This is a genomic window from uncultured Dysgonomonas sp. (genome assembly GCF_900079725.1).
GTDB lineage: Bacteria > Bacteroidota > Bacteroidia > Bacteroidales > Dysgonomonadaceae > Dysgonomonas.
Window position 1 is genome coordinate 4,229,928 of the sequence record NZ_LT599032.1, and the last position, 19,773, is coordinate 4,249,700.

Annotated in this window: 12 protein-coding genes; 6 read left to right on the plus strand and 6 right to left on the minus strand. The window is 39.4% G+C overall.

The window, feature by feature from the left end; genetic code table 11:
• Nucleotides 1-160: 160 nt before the first annotated feature.
• The 3 genes from QZL88_RS17420 to QZL88_RS17430 all read left to right on the plus strand — a co-directional run bounded on the left by QZL88_RS17420 (nt 161) and on the right by QZL88_RS17430 (nt 6,809).
• Entirely contained in the window at nt 161-1,816 is a 1,656-nt protein-coding gene (locus QZL88_RS17420) for an AMP-binding protein (RefSeq protein ID WP_296943237.1), read from the plus strand.
• 480 nt (nt 1,817-2,296) lie between these two features.
• The gene (gene ettA / locus QZL88_RS17425; RefSeq protein WP_194224579.1) at nt 2,297-3,985 is read left to right on the plus strand and encodes an energy-dependent translational throttle protein EttA; all 1,689 of its coding nucleotides are present in this window, start codon (nt 2,297-2,299) and stop codon (nt 3,983-3,985) included.
• A gap of 262 nt (nt 3,986-4,247) precedes the next feature.
• The gene (locus QZL88_RS17430) at nt 4,248-6,809 is read left to right on the plus strand and encodes a DUF5686 and carboxypeptidase-like regulatory domain-containing protein (RefSeq protein ID WP_296943241.1); all 2,562 of its coding nucleotides are present in this window, start codon (nt 4,248-4,250) and stop codon (nt 6,807-6,809) included.
• A 12-nt stretch (nt 6,810-6,821) separates the two neighbouring features.
• Here the strand turns inward: QZL88_RS17430 and QZL88_RS17435 are convergent, their stop codons facing one another.
• Nucleotides 6,822-7,772: a diacylglycerol kinase family protein gene (locus QZL88_RS17435; RefSeq protein WP_296943243.1), complete on the minus strand. Its 951-nt coding sequence runs from the start codon at nt 7,770-7,772 to the stop codon at nt 6,822-6,824.
• A 249-nt stretch (nt 7,773-8,021) separates the two neighbouring features.
• On the opposite strand from QZL88_RS17435, the gene QZL88_RS17440 reads away from it, so the two are divergent.
• The 3 genes from QZL88_RS17440 (at nt 8,022) to QZL88_RS17450 (ending at nt 10,886) form a co-directional block, all read left to right on the plus strand.
• Complete coding sequence (locus QZL88_RS17440) at nt 8,022-8,894, plus strand: OmpA family protein (protein WP_296943245.1); 873 nt, start codon at nt 8,022-8,024, stop codon at nt 8,892-8,894.
• Nucleotides 8,895-9,117: 223 nt separating this feature from the next.
• A complete protein-coding gene (locus QZL88_RS17445; protein ID WP_296943247.1) occupies nt 9,118-10,401 on the plus strand; it encodes an L-serine ammonia-lyase, iron-sulfur-dependent, subunit alpha in 1,284 nt (427 codons plus the stop codon).
• A gap of 14 nt (nt 10,402-10,415) precedes the next feature.
• Nucleotides 10,416-10,886, plus strand: coding sequence for a hypothetical protein (locus tag QZL88_RS17450; protein ID WP_296943249.1), 471 nt, complete (start codon nt 10,416-10,418; stop codon nt 10,884-10,886).
• A gap of 63 nt (nt 10,887-10,949) precedes the next feature.
• Here QZL88_RS17450 and QZL88_RS17455 read toward each other — a convergent pair whose 3' ends face one another.
• The 5 genes from QZL88_RS17455 to QZL88_RS17475 form a co-directional block, all read right to left on the minus strand.
• A complete protein-coding gene (locus QZL88_RS17455) occupies nt 10,950-13,109 on the minus strand; it encodes a glycoside hydrolase family 97 protein (RefSeq protein ID WP_296945129.1) in 2,160 nt (719 codons plus the stop codon).
• Nucleotides 13,110-13,335: 226 nt separating this feature from the next.
• Entirely contained in the window at nt 13,336-14,403 is a 1,068-nt protein-coding gene (locus QZL88_RS17460; protein ID WP_296943251.1) for a SusF/SusE family outer membrane protein, read from the minus strand.
• Nucleotides 14,404-14,431: 28 nt separating this feature from the next.
• Entirely contained in the window at nt 14,432-16,057 is a 1,626-nt protein-coding gene (locus QZL88_RS17465; protein ID WP_296943253.1) for a RagB/SusD family nutrient uptake outer membrane protein, read from the minus strand.
• 18 nt (nt 16,058-16,075) lie between these two features.
• The gene (locus QZL88_RS17470) at nt 16,076-19,084 is read right to left on the minus strand and encodes a TonB-dependent receptor (protein WP_296943256.1); all 3,009 of its coding nucleotides are present in this window, start codon (nt 19,082-19,084) and stop codon (nt 16,076-16,078) included.
• 132 nt (nt 19,085-19,216) lie between these two features.
• The gene (locus QZL88_RS17475; protein ID WP_296943259.1) at nt 19,217-19,444 is read right to left on the minus strand and encodes a hypothetical protein; all 228 of its coding nucleotides are present in this window, start codon (nt 19,442-19,444) and stop codon (nt 19,217-19,219) included.
• Nucleotides 19,445-19,773 lie beyond the last annotated feature (329 nt).

The following is a 19,773-nucleotide window of genomic DNA, read 5'->3' on the forward strand; positions in this document are numbered from 1 at the left end:
ATCGAAGAATGTTTTCCGCATTTCGATGATTATAGCAAAGTACCTATTTGAGATGATGCTTGTTAGCATTACTGTTACAATTATGATATTTACAATGCTTATATGGCATAAAATCTCAGAATTTGTTTACATTTGCATATATCACCTATAGAATGATTATATGGAAAACAATAAATTTTTAACACTCATCCGGGAGGGAATAGTTAATAACTGGGAACGTCCCGCATTGACCGATTATAACGGAGAAACATACCTATATAAGGATTTTGCAAAAAAAATAGCACAATTACATATCTTGTTTGATGATCTTGAAGTTCAGAAAGGAGATAAAATCGCTATTTGCGGCAAGAATTCGGCTAACTGGGCTGTCGCCTTTTTCGGGTCACTTACTTATGGCGCTGTTATAACTACCATTTTGCACGATTTTAGCGGAGAAAATATTCATACACTTGTAAATCATTCCGAAGCCAAGGTTTTGTTTGCAGATGAATATGTATGGTCTAAAATAGATCCTGTGCAAATGCCGACCGTGGAGGCTATTTTGCTCATAGATGACTTTTCGGCGCAGAAATCACGCTCAGCTAAATTTTTGGAATCATGTTCTCACTTGGAGCAGACATTCAATGCTAAATATCCGAAAGGATTCTCTCAGGAAGATGTTGTGTTTTATGATGAGTCTCCGGATGAACTGGCAGTACTAAATTATACATCAGGAACCACCAGTAATCCTAAGGGAGTAATGATCCCATATCGTAGTTTATGGTCTAATACCCGTTTCGCGATAGACAGTATCGAATTTGTGAAGGCGGGTGACGGTATAGTGTGTATGTTACCTATGGCGCATATGTACGGGCTGGCCTTCGAGGTATTGCTATCCATTGCTAAAGGTTGCCATATCCATTACCTGACTCGTGTGCCTTCGCCTCAGATAATCCTGGACGCCTTTTCTAAAGTGAATCCTACGCTGGTGCTGGCTGTTCCACTTATTATAGAAAAGATAATACAGACCCGTGTTTTTCCTCAATTGAAGAAACAGCCGGTCAAGACACTGATTAAAATACCTTTCTTCAGGAAAAAAGTGTATAAGAAGATTGCAGAAAAGCTTGTGCCTGTTTTTGGCAATAAGCTGGTTGAGGTAGTTATTGGTGGAGCTGCATTGAACAAAGAAGTCGGAGCTTTCCTTACGGATATAAGGTTCCCTTACACAGTTGGTTATGGTATGACCGAATGTGGTCCGCTTATTTCCTATGAATATTGGGAAACATATAAACAAGGATCGTGTGGCCGCCCTGTCGACCGCATGAATGTGCGGATAGAATCATCTAATATGGAAACCGAAGCCGGGGAAATAATAGTGAAGGGACAGAATGTGATGCTTGGTTATTTTAAGAATGAAGAAGCAACAAAACAAGTCCTGGACAGTGCGGGATGGTTGCGTACCGGGGATTTGGGTGTGATGGACCGTGATGGATTCCTGTTTATTCGAGGACGTAGTAAGACTATGATACTCAGTGGATCGGGGCAGAATATCTATCCGGAAGAGATAGAAGACTATTTCAATAATTCTCCTTATGTTGCAGAATCACTTATAATTGAGGAAAGTGGCAAGCTGATCGCTCTTATTTATCCTGATAAAGATTATTTGAAGGCGCATGATGTGAAAGAAGAGGATTATTCTGCTATTTTTGTGGCTGAATTGAAAGCGATAAACAAACGCCTGCCGGGATATAGTCAGGTAGTGAATTTCAGATTGCAGGATCAGGAATTTGAAAAGACGCCGAAGAGGAGTATAAAGCGGTTTTTGTATCAGAAGTAAGCGTACAGTTATACAAATCCGTTATCTAAATTTAATGTTACTTTATTTCAATAATTTTATCTATATAGTATATATAACAAGCGTGTTATATAGAGAAAAAGTAACAAGATTAATAAACGTGTAAAAGTGTTACCTTTGTTACTTTTTAACGAGTAGTAAGTTTTAAGTAATGAGTTGAAAGTTATATGAGATACGAGTAGACAAGACACGAGATACAAGTTGTTCACTGTTCTCTGATAATTGGTATATGTGTTACCTTTGTTACCTTTTATGTAGTGTTCTTTGTGTAACTCTTTGTGCCCCTTGTGATAAAAGAGATTTAACCACTAAGTACACGAAGGAAATCACAAAGAGCATAAAGGATAAAAAAACTGTTACTTTTGTTACCTTTTACAGGAGTAAGCAATAAGGATCAAAAAGTTCTTGCTGGGAGTGAGAACGGTTTGGAAGTATAGAAAATAAAAATTTATATATAAAATCATGTCAGTAGACGATAAAAAGATTATTTTTTCGATGATGGGCGTCGGTAAATTATACCCGCCACAAAAACAAGTATTAAAGAATATTTACCTGTCATTCTTCTATGGAGCCAAGATAGGTATTATCGGTCTTAACGGTTCGGGTAAATCCACACTGTTGAAGATTATAGCCGGAATAGATAAAGAATATCAGGGCGAAATAGTATCGGACAAAGGCTTTTCGGTAGGATACCTTGAACAGGATCCGAAACTCGATCCTACTAAAACCGTGAAGGAAATAGTGCAGGAAGGTGTACAGCCTATAATGGACTTGCTGAAAGAATATGAAGGAATTAACGAAAAATTCGGATTGCCTGAATATTATGAAGATGCCGACAAAATGGACGCTCTGTTTGCCCGTCAGGCAGTATTGCAGGATAAGATAGATGCAACTGACGCGTGGAATATAGATAATAAGCTAGAACGGGCGATGGATGCGCTCCGTTGTCCGCCCGAAGATCAATTAACTGCAAACCTTTCGGGAGGGGAAGCCCGCCGTGTGGCACTTTGCCGTTTGTTGCTTCAGGAACCGGATGTATTGCTACTCGATGAGCCTACCAACCACTTGGATGCGGAGTCTATCGATTGGTTGGAACAACATCTTCAACAGTATAAAGGTACAGTAATCTGTATCACCCACGACCGCTACTTCCTTGACCATGTTGCCGGATGGATTCTTGAACTCGACAGAGGAGAAGGTATCCCATGGAAAGGAAACTATACATCATGGCTTGAGCAGAAAACCAAGCGTATGGAGCAGGAAGAAAAGCAGGCAAGTAAGCGCCGCAAAACCCTCGAACGGGAGTTGGAGTGGGTGCGAATGGCTCCTAAAGCCCGTCATGCAAAAGGTAAAGCCCGTTTGAATGACTATGAGAAGATGCTGAATGCCGACCAGAAAGAACGGGAGGAAAAACTGGAAATATTTATTCCTAACGGCCCGCGTCTCGGTAATAAGGTAATAGAGGCACATGGCGTAACAAAGGCTTTTGGAGATAAACTTTTGTTCGATAATCTTGAATTTATGTTGCCTCCATCGGGTATTGTCGGTATTATCGGGCCAAATGGAGCCGGTAAAACTACCTTATTCCGCTTGATTCAGGGCTTGGAGAAAGCAGATAAGGGAACATTTGAGGTAGGAGAGACTGTAAAGATAGGTTATGTAGATCAGTCACATGCCGAGATAGATCCTAATAAAAGTGTTTATCAGGTTATTTCGGGAGGAAGCGAGTTTGTGCGTGTAGGAGGAAAAGATATTAATGCCCGTGCTTACCTGTCACGTTTCAACTTCTCGGGAGGAGACCAGGAAAAACTTACCGGTGTACTTTCCGGAGGGGAGCGTAATCGCCTGCATCTGGCATTGACGTTGAAGTCGGAAGCTAATGTATTGCTTCTCGATGAGCCTACTAATGATATTGACGTAAATACATTGCGTGCTTTGGAAGAAGGCTTGGAAAACTTTGCAGGATGCGCTGTTGTGATATCGCATGACCGCTGGTTCCTCGACCGTATCTGTACACATATCTTGGCTTTTGAAGGCAATTCGGAAGTATTCTTCTTTGAAGGAAGCTACAGCGAATATGAAGAGAATAAAAAGGCACGTATGGGTAATGTGGAGCCGAAACGTATCCGTTACCGTAAATTGATTAATTAAAAAATCATAACGACTGCAACTAAATATATATTGCATACATCTAATATATTAGAATCAAGAGCAGATTTAATTACATTTGCTCTTGGTCTTTTATAACTTCTATATAACGAAATGAGGAAACCTTTATCAAACAAGAAAATAAGTTGTCGTTTCGGAAAAGACTCTAAAAAATACTATCGGGAAACGGATAGTAGTGGAGGAGACGAAGATTAAATATAGATGAGAATCTAAAACAAATAAAAGGAAAAAACGTTTTAACTGAATGAGTGAAATACCACAATATATTATCGGAAGGAAGATGATGCTCCTGTTATCTTTATTTCTTATCATTTGTGGTACTGTATGTGCCCAGTCACTCACGACTGTAAGAGGTACTGTAAGAGATGCCGTAACCAAGGAGAAGCTACCTTTTGTAACTGTCGTTTTCGACAAGACGACTATCGGCACATTTTCGGACGAAGAAGGAGAATTCAGATTGAGCAACAGAGGGAATAATACATCGGTTACCGCTTCCCTTTTGGGCTATAAGTCAGAGACCATCACTATCCCCGTTGGAAGAACCACCACAATAGAAATAAATCTTGAACCCGAGGACAAATTGTTAAAAGAAGTTATCGTTCGTCCGCAGAAAGAGAAATACTCCAAGAAGAATAATCCTGCAGTCGAACTGATAAAGAAAGTGATCGCTCATAAAGATGAGAATAATATAACAGACCTTAATTATTACCAGTATAAGGAATATGAACGAATATTTTTTGCGTTGAATGAGTATCATCCGGATATGCCTTTATTGAAAAAATATAAGTTCCTGCCCAATTATGCGGATACGTCAATGATTGACAATAAGATCATATTACCTTTCTCTGTAAGGGAAAGGATCTCTGATGTATTTTATAAAAAAGAAAATAATTCGACCAAACGTATTGTAAAAGGCTACCATATCGAAGGTCTGGATAAGACATTCGATACAGAAGGGCTTGATGCTATAATAAAGGAAGTTTTTAAAGATATATCTATATATGATAATTCGATTAATTTGCTTCTGCAACCCTTTGTGAGCCCATTGAGTGAACATAGCGCCGTCAATTTTTACAGATGGTACCTTTCGGATACAGTGACAATTGATGAAGATCGGTATGTGAAGCTCGACTTTGCCCCTTTCAACTCCCGTGATATTGGCTTTACCGGTAATCTGTATATCTCTCTCGATAGTATGTATGCTGTAAAAAGAGCTGTGATAAGGACTCCTAAAAAAATGAATATAAACTTTGTTCAGGAGCTTATTATTCAGCATGACTTTAAGAAATCGGCAGATAATAAATGGATACCGATGGAAGAGCGTATGGCCATCGATGTGACGATGGTAGATCTTGTCAAATTTTATATAGATAAGACGCGGACTTATGTGGATTTTGTCGAAAACCAGCCTATGGATCCGGTTTTTGCACTTAGTGCCCCGGAAGTATTTGAAAAAGATTATTTGAAAAGAGATAAGAATTTCTGGGCAGATAATCGGCCGGCTGAACATAAAAAAGACTACCGCATGGATGAAATGCTGGAAGATGTAAATAAGGTATTTCTGTTCCGTCTTTTATTGAGGACAGGCGACGTTCTGTCCACCGGATATTTTCCTACCTCGAAAGATCCTGAAACAAATAAGTTGGAGATAGGGACTATTCCTACATTCTATAGTTTCAATAAAACGGAAGGTAACCGTTTTCGTATGACGCTGTCTACAACAAAGAATCTCCATCAGCATCTTTTCCTCTATGGCTATGCCGCTTACGGAACCCGGGACGAGAAATTTAAATATTATGGTGAGGCTACGTGGGCTTTCAATAAGATCGAGAAACATAAGGATGAGTATCCGAAGAATAACCTGATAGTTGCCTATAAGTATGATATAAATACACTAGGGCAACGTTATACGCAGGCCGAACGGGATAATATACTGATGTCTATACAGGCGTCCGGAAACTCTAAAATGACATATAACCGCCAGACTCAGATAGCCTGGGATAAAGAGTTTTATGGGGGATTCTCATTCAAACTGACCGGTCAGACTTTTGATGAGCGTCCAGCGGCCAATATCGTATTTGAAAAAATGGGCGAAAATGGTAATGTATATAGGGTGGACAGGGTAAAGACCACCGAAGCTATGCTGGCATTGCGGTATGCTCCGAACGAAAAGTTTTTTCAGCAGCGTAGAAAGAGACATTCCATCCCTTCTCCACGGCTTGTGACAAACCTGACACATACGATGGCTCTCGAAAATGTATTTGGAGGCCAATACCATTATAACAAAACATCACTGGCTATATCTAAGCAGTTTTGGGTTGCACCGTATGGCAAAATTTATCTGTCGGCACAAGCTGAAAAAATATGGGGTGAAACTCCGTTCCCTTTTCTGATAACTCCTAGTGCTAACAATTCATATACTATACAGCGGGGCAACTACTATTTAATAGAACCCCTCGAGTTTATGCACGATGCACAGGCTTCATGGGAAATATATTACCATATGGGGGGCTGGTTTCTCAACAGAGTTCCTTTCCTTAAGGTATTGAAATGGAGGGAAGTATTTGGATTCCGTGGTTTTATAGGCTCGCTGAGTAATAAAAACAATCCGGAACATAATAAAAATCTGCTCATATTTCCTCAAGATACATATACTACCAATAGAGGTCCATACATGGAATATAACATAGGAATAGAGAATATCTTTAAGCTATTCCGTATCGATTACGTACGTAGAATAAATTATCTCGACCATCCGAATGTGGATAAGGATGGCTTCAGAGTGTCGTTTGAACTGAACTTTTAATAATCCCGGTTTTCAGAAAAAGGTATCCGCTATTCGCATGAGTACTTCCTGTGGATCTAATGGATGTTTTTTTTGTGGATTTGCAGGTACCAGTACTTTCAATCCTTGTGGTATTATTTTTACATGTATCTCTTTTCCCATTTCTACAGGGTCACCGTCTATGTGCATCATGCCCTCTTGTTCTCTCTTTATAGTGACTTCATTGGTGATTAGCTCAATCATTTTATTATTCTCATCTATCTTCTTTGTGAAGAGTTGAAGGGATGTTTGAGGGACATCTAATATAGAGAGGGGTTTTAGTATTGCAATATTCATCATACCATCCTGGATGTCGGCATGAGGTGCAATATGCGCATTGTATCCATATTGCGATGCATTAGCACAAGTTACAACAAACGCCTTATCTTTTATTGTGCCTTCCGGACATATTATTTCATATGTTTCAGGCTTTTGCTTGATAAAGGTTTCCAGCATATTTTTAATATACATAAATGAACCTCTGCTTTTTTTGCCCGACGACATAGCTGCTACTTCCGCATCAAATCCTACACCGCAGGTACAGAAGAATATACGGTCATTAACCATCCCGTAATCAATAGATATTATATTTTCGTCCAGAATAACGCCCATCGCTTTCTTTGCATCAGTAGAAATATTCAGGTCACGTGCCAAACCATTTCCCGAACCCAGTGGGATAATCCCTAATGCAGTCTGGGAGTTGACCAATGTGCGGGCAACTTCGTTTACAGTGCCATCGCCACCTACTGCAATCACGTAGTCTACCTTATCTTTGATAGCTTGCTTGGCTATTTCAGATCCATGTCCGGCATAACCAGTAATAAATATATGGACATCAAACCTGTGTGCATCAAATGTTTCCGCGATTTTGTGTGGAAGGTTTTGCTTCGATGACGTTCCCGATTTCGGGTTGATTATAGCATATATTTTTTTCTTTGCACTCATTTCATCAGCACATAAAAGTTTTGTACTACAAAAATAACATATTAAGAGTCATAGACCAAATAATAGGTTCGATTTAGAAAAGATAGCCTGCGTGTGAGTTGTTTTACTTTATTTAGTATCATACATATATGAATTCTAAGAAATCTTCCGTTTAATAATTGAGAGGTTGTATTCCTAATGATAGTTTAAAACAAATAAAGAAGAAGCATTGTTATACTTATAATAGGTTTAAATAATAATATAAGATTTATGAGACATTTTATTTGGACGTTGTTGATACTGACAGCGAGTATTTTTTTTACAAGTTGTGTGAGTAAAGGTAAGTTCAGGAACCTGGAAGCAGATTATAATCTGTTGAAAAACGATTATCAGGAAGGTCAGCTACAATTGAGGGAGAGTAAAACTCGTGTAGCGAGCCTTGAAGATAGATTGAGAGAAGCTCAGCAAAACAATGCAGATCTGCGTGCTGCTTATGCTGAACTTCAAAGTTCATTGAACAAGAGTCTGGCACAAAGTTCCCAAGGTAATGTGAATATTGCTAAACTCTTGGATGAGATTAATGCATCGAACCGTTTTATCCAACATCTGGTGGAAGCCAAAAACAAGTCGGATTCTTTGAACCTGGTGATGGTTAATAATCTTACCCGTTCGCTTTCCCGTAGCGAAATGCAGGATTTGGATATTAAAGTGCTGAAAGGCGTTGTATACATTTCTTTGGCTGACAATATGCTGTATCGTTCGGGAAGCTATGAGATAAGCGATAAGGCAGGGGAGATACTAAGTAAGATTTCAAAAATTATTTTAGATTATAAAGATTACGATGTATTGGTGGAAGGAAATACCGATACAGATCCTATTTCCCGTCCTAATATCCGTAACAACTGGGACTTGAGTACCCTACGTGCTTCTTCGGTAGTTCAGGCGTTGCAAAACAATTATGGAGTAGATCCTAAACGCATGACAGCCGGAGGACGTGGAGAGTATAACCCTGTTGCAAGTAATAGCACTGTAGAAGGAAAAGCGCTTAATCGCAGGACACAGATAATCATTACTCCTAAGCTGGATCAGTTTATGGAATTGATTGATCAGGCTCCGGAAAGCTCTCTGGATGCAGAATATTGATTTTTTGTAAATGTTTTTTATAAGACAGAGGTTGTTCCTTATTTTTGAGAAACAACCTTTGTTTCTTTTTTAATGCCTGCCTTGTTTTTCTATTATGTAACGTCTTCTGTTAAGCCAAATTTGAGGCTAATAAAAAAACTTTTTCTTAAACAGGCTCTTTCAGATTAATGACACAATTAATTCAATATCTTTGTGTATATAATACTAAATATAGTAATAGGCTATGATTGACTCGTTGGAAAAAGAGCAAATTGTAAGTTTAATCAAAAAAGAAGTTGTACCGGCTATAGGTTGTACCGAACCTATTGCAGTATCATTGTGTGTGGCAAAGGCTACCGAAGTGCTAGGGACACAACCTGAGAAAATCAAAGTATATCTGAGTGCCAATGTTTTGAAGAATGCAATGGGGGTCGGTATACCGGGAACGCGTATGGTTGGCTTGCCTATTGCTGTCGCTTTGGGTGCTCTTATCGGAAAGAGTGAATATGGCTTACAGGTATTGAAGGATCTTACTCCGGGAGATGTTGAACTCGGGAAACAATATATATCGGAAAAACGTATAGAGATAGCGCTGAAAGAAGGTGTCGCAGACAACTTATATATAGAAGCGCATTGTATCGCAGGGGCAGATGAGGCGCAATCTGTCATCCGTGGAACGCATACAAACTTTTCATATATAGCCAAAAACGGGGATATACTTTGCGATGAGGCTTGTTGTGAGAATGGGGATGTGTGTAAAGATGAAGTAACATTGACTTTTGCTAAGGTATATGAATTCGCCACTACCGTTCCTGTTGATGATATACGGTTTATCCTTCAGGCTGCAGAACTGAATAGGGAAGCTTCAAAATTATCGAATGAGGGTAATTACGGGCATAATGTGGCTAAAACAGTTACAGGTACTTTAGGAAAAAAGATATTCGGTGATTCCATGCTTTCGCATATGATGTCATATACAGCTGCCGCCTGCGATGCCCGTATGGATGGGGCGATGATCCCCGTGATGAGTAATTCGGGTAGTGGCAATCAGGGTATTACGGCTACTTTGCCTGTTCTAACCTTTGCCGAGGATACCAATTGCTCTGAGGACGAGCTTGTCAGGGCATTGATACTTAGTCATCTGACAGTTGTGTATATAAAACAAAAACTTGGTCGCCTTTCAGCCTTGTGTGGTTGTGTGGCGGCAGCAACAGGTGCAAGTTGTGGTATTACCCATCTGATGGGAGGAGATTATAGTCAGGTCACCTTTGCTGTGAAAAATATGGTGGGAAATATAACCGGTATGATTTGCGACGGCGCAAAGCCGAGTTGTGCTCTTAAAATATCGAGCGGTGTATCTACAGCTGTTCTTTCAGCCATCATGGCAATGGAGCACAAGGTAGTATCATCTTTAGAGGGTATTGTGGACGATGATGTTGATAAAACGATTGAAAATCTTACCAGTATCGGTGCTGTTGGTATGCAGGAAACAGATAAGTTGGTATTAAAGATAATGACGAGTAAATAGTTAAATTGATAACAATGAAAATAAAAAATGCATTTAAGGTACTACCAGTTTGCGGGCTGGCTTTAGTAATAGGCTTTTCTGCCTGTAATTCTTCAAAGAAGAATGTGCAAGGGGAGGAGAATACGGCAGCAATTGCAGATACGATGAAACTGAATCTGGATTTTGCATCTGTAGATACAATGACAATTATCTATATAGATAATGATGAATTGAAAGTGCCAATAGGAGATACAGATAAAGTACGGGTAGGAGAGATGCTGTCCCGATTGGTAAACGACACAGCATGGAACAATAGCGGCATAATGGTAAAAATGGTTGCTCCCGATTATATGATAACTATGCACTATAAGGGAAAAACGCAGGATGATAATAGCTGGGTATCTATATGGAAAGAGTTGGGGAAAGCTAAATTAGATAATAAATGGTACTTATTGCCAGATCCCAAAGATGAAGTTTTCATTTTACTAGATAGCTTGAAAGAATAAAAAACGCTCCTGATTGGGAGCGTTTTTTCAACCATTTGATAACCAATTTAGAATCTTAACCTTTTACAGTCTTTTCAATCCTTTTGTTTGCGCCTTATCAGCTTCTATAATGCTGATGGCATAACCTCCGGCAGGTGCGCAAAGCTGCGATAACTTCGACTTGCTGGTTACTACTACTTTGCGGATAGTGTATGCCTGAGGATTTGTTTTGTAGTGAGCGTCCTTCGCATCGCTATATATAGTTGCGATGTATGTTTTAGCCGGATCCAGGTATTCGAATGTGATATTGGATGTACGTCCGTTCTCATCACATACACTACCTATGAACCAGTTGTTTGAATTCTTTGCTTTACGGGCAACTGTAATATATTCACCCGGCTCAGCTTCCAGATATTTACTTTCGTCCCAGTCTATAGCTACATCTTTGATGAACTGGAATGCGTCCAGATACTGATTGTATGTCTCCGGTAGATCAGCCGCCATTTGCAATGGGCTGTACATAGTTACATACAATGCTAATTGATTTGCCAGTGTACTGTTCACATGAGAATTGTTGTCTGGATTATACTTGCTTACATCCATCTGGAAAATTCCCGGAGTATAATCCATCGGGCCACCGATAAGGCGGGTGAAAGGAAGTACCGTAACATGGTTCGGTTTATTACCTCCGAATGCCTGATATTCTGTTCCACGAGCCGATTCATTTCCGATAAGATTTGGCCATGTACGACATACACCAGTCGGGCGCACTGCCTCGTGCGCATTTACCATGATCTTATAGTCAGCTGCTTTCTCAAAAGCGTACTGATAATGGTTTACCATCCATTGTCCGTAATGATGTTCGCCACGAGGGATAATATTGCCTACGTAACCGCTCTTTACAGAGTTGTATCCATTGTCGACCATGAATTGATATGCCTTGTCTATATGACGTTCATAATTACGTACCGACGATGAAGTCTCGTGGTGCATCATAATTTTCACACCTTTGCTTTTTGCATATGCACTCAGCTCTTTAACATCGAAGTCGGGATAAGGAGTCACAAAGTCGAAAACATAATCTTTCGATTTGCCAAACCAGTCTTCCCATCCTACATTCCATCCTTCTACAAGTACACCGTCGAAACCATGTAATGCAGCAAAGTCTATATATGCTTTCACATGTGCAGTATTAGCTGCGTGCTTGCCATTTGGCTTGGTTTTGCTATAATCGGTAACACCCAGTTGTACGCTATACACGTCATCGGCGTATGCCCAAGAGCTTTTTCCAGTAATCATTTCCCACCATACGCCGATGTATTTTACGGGTTTGATCCAAGATGTATCTTCTATTTTAGAAGGCTCATTCAGGTTGAGTGTGATGTGTGAAGCCAATACATTGCGGGCATCGTCGCTTACGATAACCGTGCGCCAAGGTGTGTTGCACGGGGCTTGCATATAGCCTTTGTAACCTTGTGCATCGGGGGTAAGCCATGATTCGAAGATCATATTCTTATCATCGAGGTTGAGGTGCATACATGAGTAGTTAATTAATGCCGCTTCGTGCAGGTTGATGTATAAGCCATCATCGGTTTTCATCATCAATGCGGTTTGCACTCCTGTTTCAGAGAATGGAGTCTGAGATGAGTTCGGTGTAATGGCTTTGCTCATCAATCCCCTGATCTCTGATAGTTTAGATGTTGTATAATCATACTCCTGTGTATCATAATCGCCCGGTATCCAGAATGCTTTATGATCTCCGGCCATAGCAAACTGGGTTCTTTCTTCCTTGATTACGAAGTATGTAAGATTTTTTTGCTCAGGAAACTCATAACGGAATCCAAGCCCGTCATCGAACAAACGGAAACGGATAACGATATGCCTGTCTGTTGATTTCTGGTTCAGAATAACGGCAAGTTCGTTATAGTGGTTGCGGATCTGGTTCACTTCTCCCCAAACCGGCTTCCACGATTCGTCGAATGTAGATGTTTTAGTATCTGTTATTTCAAAACCGTTCAGTAAAGAAACTTTATCTTCACCTGGGTTATTGTCTTTTTGTTTTATAGAAAAGTCACTGAAATCTGTGTGTGCGTCACTGTCGTCTTTCAGTTCCAGCCCTAGTTTGGATGTTTTTATAACATCTTTGTTTTTGTATGATAGAGCATATGTAGGAATACCTCCGTTTTGGATAGAGAATTTCAGAGTGAGGTTACCATCCGGTGATTTTAGTTCCTGTGCTTTCATCGTGTGGAATATTAAACAAAAGCTGATAAAAATGGAAATACTTATTACTTTCTTCATGATTCTTTTAAAAGTTTTACATAACAAAGAAACGCTTTTAAACAATTAATAGCAGCCTATAGAATTATTAAAGCAGGCTAAAAAGTTTGCAAACGTTTGCAAGGATATAAAAAGAAAAAGTGGGGACATGTCCCCACTTTTTCTAAAAGGTATCTATTAAATATTTTATTTATTGGATTGTTCCTGTTCCTGCATTAAAGTCGAGAGTGACTGTTTTGCCGGCCGCAACAGGAACTGCATCCTGATCTCCTCCTGTAGCACGATAAACGATCTTTCCACTGAATATATTGAACTCATGTCTCCACCAATCGCTATTATAAGCATCTATAGCATTCGAAGATGCATACATCCTCAAATTGTTTGATGCTACTGTTACAATTGTAGCTTTGTTTCCGGTTATAGTGAAAGGATATTTACCTGTGTCCCATCCACCGAAAGCGTCCCCCATACCATATACTTTAGCCGGTTCAATGGCAATTGCTTTGTCCGGATAGTTTATGAATATTACATACAATCCGCTTGTAGCCACAACAGCATTTCCATCGCCATCATTGGAGAAGCCTGTGTTTGTATCCATCTTTCCGTAAGCAGTACCCCAAGTCTTGTCAGGAGACCATTTAAAGCCATTGCCGGCAGTAAGATATTTGATGCACCAGAATGCACCATCTTCTCCATCATTATTTTGTATAGGAATTAATGACACGACTCCATCCGAATCCCAGTTCCAATTTCCGAAATCAGCACCCACCATATATAGTTCTTTCGGAAATGCAACATAGCAAGTGAATGTAACGCTTTTTATGTCGGAATAGAAAACCGGGCCTGTTCCTACGGTGTTAAGGCCTGTTCGCAAACGTAAATAGAGCGTTATTGGTTGAGATTCCTTTACAAATAATAATGCCGCGTCATTCAAAACTTTATATGTTATTTCTGCATTGTTTGAGTATGATGTTACTATAGCTTGAGCATTTTCAAAGGTTGAACTTGTCGCCGCTTCAACGGTATAAACCGGTGCAGCCTGTATATTATAATCGGTTATTGTCCACGACCATGTTCCTATTTTTTCAGACATTTTAGTATCCTTGTCTATAACAAAATCCTGAAGTGTACTTTGTGTAAACACCGGTTTTTCAATGTTGCTTTCATCTCCCAGTTTTATATGATCATCATCGTTGGAACAGGCAACAAAGATGAACAAAGCGATGAAGCAAGTCAGCAGTATATTTAACTTTTTCATATTCTGATGTGTTTTTTTTTAGAGATGGTTAATTATAGCCTTCATTCTGAGTCAGATTAGGGTTCGCTCCCATATCATCAGCCGGAATAGGGTATATATTGAATTTCTTATCTACAGATGTTCCTCCATATGTTCCACCTTTCCATTGCCATGTGTAAGATCCTGTGGTGAGTTTATCGAAACGTACAAGGTCTGTCCGGCGTTGGGCCTCATAGAATAATTCACGCCCTCTTTCATCCAGAATAAAGTCTAAAGTGAGATTGGCCTGGTTTATTTCCGCGCTTGCATCATTGCCGTAGGCACGTTTGCGAAGATCGTTTATATATGTGAGGGCTGTAGCTTCTGATCCTCCGGTTCCTCCACGGAGAACTGCTTCTGCATAATTCAGGTATATTTCACCTAAACGGAATAAAGGGAAATCTGTATATGCAATATTGCTTGCCGGCAAAGATCCGTCTTTGTTAACATTGGAAAACTTTACTACAGGTATACCGTTCTTATAATTAGAAGGGTCTACAATATTTATGTTATCAGCCAAAGCAGGATATAGCATAGTATAACGGATATCTTTGCTATTGTTACTTTGTTTGGTAAATGTTTCTTGTAATGAAATTCGGGCGCGGTTGCCTTGCCATGCACCTTGTGCGTTAATATCGGCTTGCATAGCTGAAGGTACTGTACTACAAAGAAGGAATGTCATTCCGCCCCATGTCTGAGTGTCTGCACCCTCATAGCGTATCGGGAAAATCATTTCTCTGGATCTACCATTGTCAGCCTTGAATATGTCAGCATATTTTGGTTCCAGTTCATATCCGACACTTAATACTTGTTTGCTGTATGTCAAACTTTCAGTGTATTTTTTCTCCCCGATATATGCTTCGGCATTCAGATATAAGCGTGAAAGAAGAGACCATGCGGCGGCTTTGGTCACGCGTCCATAATTTTTGCTGTTGTATCCAACAAAAGGATCTAATAAGCCGTTTTGGCATTCAGTAAGCTCTTTTTCGATATACGCGAATAAATCTTTGGCCATTATCTGAGGTGCGGATTCTTTTCCTACAACACTTTCTTCTGTAACGTATGGTACATTACGGAACATATCCAACAAATAATAATAAGCCAATGCTCTCATGAAACGTGCATCTTCACGTAGAACGCGTATCTCTGATTTTACACTTTCATCCACACCTCTTGAAGATAGTTTATCTTCTGATGTTTCACGAAGGTATTCATTTGATAAATTTATCTGATAGTATAGCCTGTAATACATACCTTTAACGAAAACATTGGTAGAATTCCATGCTAGAGTATTAAAATCGTTTATACCGATGTCTCCCCAGCAGCAGTGAGCTTCATCGGTGGGCAGTTCCTGCAAGTTCCATAATCCGCGAAGGAATGAGGCCTGGCTACCCCCGTCTACTCCGGCTACATCCGATTCATCATCTCCCCCTTTATTTCCCGAAATAGCCAAACCTGCATATATCTTGGCTAATCCGGATTTATAGGCCCCTATTTCTTTCCCATACACAGTTTCGCCAACCACTTCGTTGGGATCGATAGGCAGTGTGTTCAAATCGTCTGTGCATGATGTTATAGCCAATGTGCTTAAGGCAACAGCCATAACAGTCATAAATTTATATTTCAGTGATTTCATGTTTTAATCTGTTTAATGTTAAAAATTGAGACTTAGGCCAAGCATATAAATACGTGGGCGAGGATAGATATTATTGTCTATACCATCGTTATTGAACTCAGGGTCCAAGCCTTTATACTTGGTGATAATAAAAGGATTCTGAACGGTTGCATACAGACGGGCTGATTCCAATCCTTTGAATGGCTTCAGGAATGTATATCCTAAAGAGATATTGTCCATTCTCAGGAAGGATGCATTCTGTATATAATAATCAGAGATAAACTGTGCCTGACTGAAATTGGTATCGGATGCACTACTTACCCTGTTTTTAAGGAATCCGGTAGGGTCCATTAACCAAGCTCCGCCATAAGCTTCACGGTTTGACTGTATATTGTTATATACATAATTTCCGAAACTGGCACGCAATGCAAAGTTGAAATCCCAATTTTTATAAGAGAATTGAGATGATAATCCCATGTATACGTCAGGTGAAGCTTTCTTATACGGTCGTAAATCTTCTCCGTCTATTACACCATCGTTATTCTGATCCACATAAGCTCCTTCTATTGGCTTGCCATCGGTATCATATATTTGTTCATAAACATAGAATGTACCGTAAGGTTGGCCGGTCTTGTGTACTAATACCTGGTTACCTGTACCGCCGGTGATGCCTCCCCATCTGAATATGCTGGTTGGGTCTTCGGCTAGTTTTGTAATTTCATTTTTATTGTAGGAAACATTGTATGACAGGGACCAGTTAATGTCTTTTGTCTCAATTGGACGGGCAGTTATATTAAATTCAATACCCTTATTGGTCATGTTTCCGATATTAGTCAATAGTACATTGCTAAAGTTAGATCCGGCAGGTATAGGTATCTCATTCAACATGTCATTCGTCTTTCTATAGTACAGATCTACAGCTCCTGATATACGGTTGCCAAGGAAGCCGTAGTCCAATCCGATATTATAAGTGGTAGTTTCTTCCCATTTCAATTCCGAATCGTAAGCGTTAGGGCGGATCAATTGTACTTTTTCATCTCCCCAGTAATAGTTTGCTCCCGGTTTGCTATATTGGTATTTAGCCATATAAGGATAATCTCCGGTTCCTAAATTTTGTTGTCCGGTGATACCGTATCCCAGGCGAAGTTTCAGATCAGAAAGTAAATTCTGGTTCTTCATGAATGATTCTTCTGTTATTCGCCAAGCTAAAGCTACAGAAGGAAATAATCCCCAGCGGTTATCTTTGCTAAAGCGGGACGATCCGTCATTACGAAGTGTAGCCGTTAATAAATAGCGGTTTGCAAATGTATAGTTGAAGCGTCCGAAGTAAGATATCAAATAATTTTCTGTTTTGAAACTATCACCATCTTTATAAGATAGTGCTCCAAATTCGTTTTGCTTAGCTTCAGAATATGGATAAATATTAGATTCTGATCTGTAGAAATATTGCCATGAGTAACCGCCCATAACATCAAACTTGTGACTGCCTAATTCTTTCACATAGTTGAGGTAGAAATCCATCAGTTGGTTACGTTTCAGTTGCTTATAATCTCTGTTTTCTCCAAATCCTGTTTTGAAGTTTCCTGTAACCCAGCTCAATGGAGAGTTGTCTTCTATACTGATCCAACCGATACTATTAGATACATCATATCCCAGATTAAGATTTGCCCTCAGATCGGGAAGAAAATGCATCTTATAGTCAAATTGTATATTTCCAATGCTTCTTTTTACTCTGGATGCATCTCTTTTCTGATTCAAAGTTGCCACTGGATTCGCCAAACCTATATCGATAGGAGTGCCGTCCTCTTTAAGAGACATATAATATCCGTTGCCATATTTGCTGTCGCTATTATATACAGGTTGGGTAGGGTCGAATTCTGCGGCGGCACCAATTGCTCCTGTATCAGCGAAACGGTTTGTATTGTATATTCCCTTCAGGCTAAGTTGAACAGACAAATGATTATCAAAAAACTTCGGATTTAAGTTCAGCGATCCAGTCCAACGATCCATATAAGATGTTTTCAGAATACCGTTCTCGTTAGTGTAACCGATTGATACACGGTAAGGGAAGTTTCCTGCAGCTCCGGCTACGCTTAGATTATGGTCTGTACTGAAAGCCGTACGGAATATTTCGTCCTGCCAATCTGTATTGGCTGTTCCCAGTGCATTTACCTGACTGCTGCCCTCAGCATATTTCGATTTTACAAAATTCCTGAAGTTATCAGCGCTCATCACATCAATATCGTCTGTTTTACTACTGATGGAGAATGTTCCGTTGTAATTGATTTTCGGTTTACCGGAGCTTCCTTTTTTCGTAGTAATGATAATAACTCCATTTGAAGCACGAGAACCATAAATCGCGGCAGCAGAAGCGTCTTTCAATACAGAGAAGCTCTCGATATCATTAGGATTGACTGATGCCAGCGGATTTGCCATACCGTTTATAGATGTTGTATTGTCTACCGGTACACCGTCGATAACAATCAGAGGGTCGTTACTGGCTTTCATCGAAGAACCTCCACGAATACGTATTTTAGCCGCTGAACCGGGGGCACCACCGTCTGTGACAACACTTACACCGGGGGCTTTACCTATAAGCAGGTCAGAGGCTGATGTTGCCATCCCTTTAGCCAGGGAATTGGCCGAGATGGCTGTTACAGAACCTGTAAGGTCTTCTTTCTTTACGCTACCATAACCGATAACTACAACTTCTTTCAGTAGTTCGGCATCTTCGCTAAGCACTACGTCGATAGATGTTCTTCCGGCAATCTGTATTTCCTGTGAGGTGAAACCAACATATGAGAACACCAGTGTTCCGTTTTCCGGTGCTTTAAGTTCATAATTTCCATCCAAATCGGTAACAGTACCTGTCGTTGTGCCTTTAACAACAACACTACCACTAATGATAGGTTCGCCATTGCTGTCTTTCACATTTCCTTTTACTGTAATAGTGCCACTTTGGGCATGCATACTTGATGACAAAGTGATTATTCCTAACATAATAATCAGGAATACTTTTGCGCATCTGTTCTTTCTCTTTCTTTCCATGCGAAATAATATTAAGGATTAACTTTAATTAATATTGATTTATTTTATAATATTGATTTGTCTATAGAATTGATCTGGTCGTCAATTTGGTTATCAAGAATTCACTTTTTATAGGTATTATGTATAAATGGCTTAGCCCCAAATAGTCAGCTTCGCTATTTGAGGTAAAGTATATTGTTTTGTGAAAAAGTTAGTCTCTCTCTCTCTCTCTCTCTCTCTCTCTCTCTCTCTCTCTCTCTCTCTCTCTCTCTCTAACAAAACAGAGGTAACTTCCAAATTTTCAGCGAGAAAACTGGAAGGTAAAATTGTTCTATTTTGAGATTTTATCCGCATAAGTAGCAAAAGAAGTTTTTGTTTCACCAGTGTATATTTCAATTTGATCTGATTAAATTAAATGGATAGAAATAATCATTTTGTTTCATGGTTATCTTTTATTCACAATGCAAATATGAGAAGTCCTATCTTGTTTTGGTTTAAAAGAATATGTAAATGTTACCTTTTTGTTATGCAAACGATTGCAAGTGTGTATTATCTTTTTATTATTGAATTTTAGAGTCTTTTAATGCCGGGATTTATATTATTTACCAAATGATTAAGTTAAAGTTTAATCAATATTCTATAAATTTGCGCATATTTAGAGTTGTTTATACTGTAAACAATTCATCTGTAGAAAGTGTTCTTTACTAGAA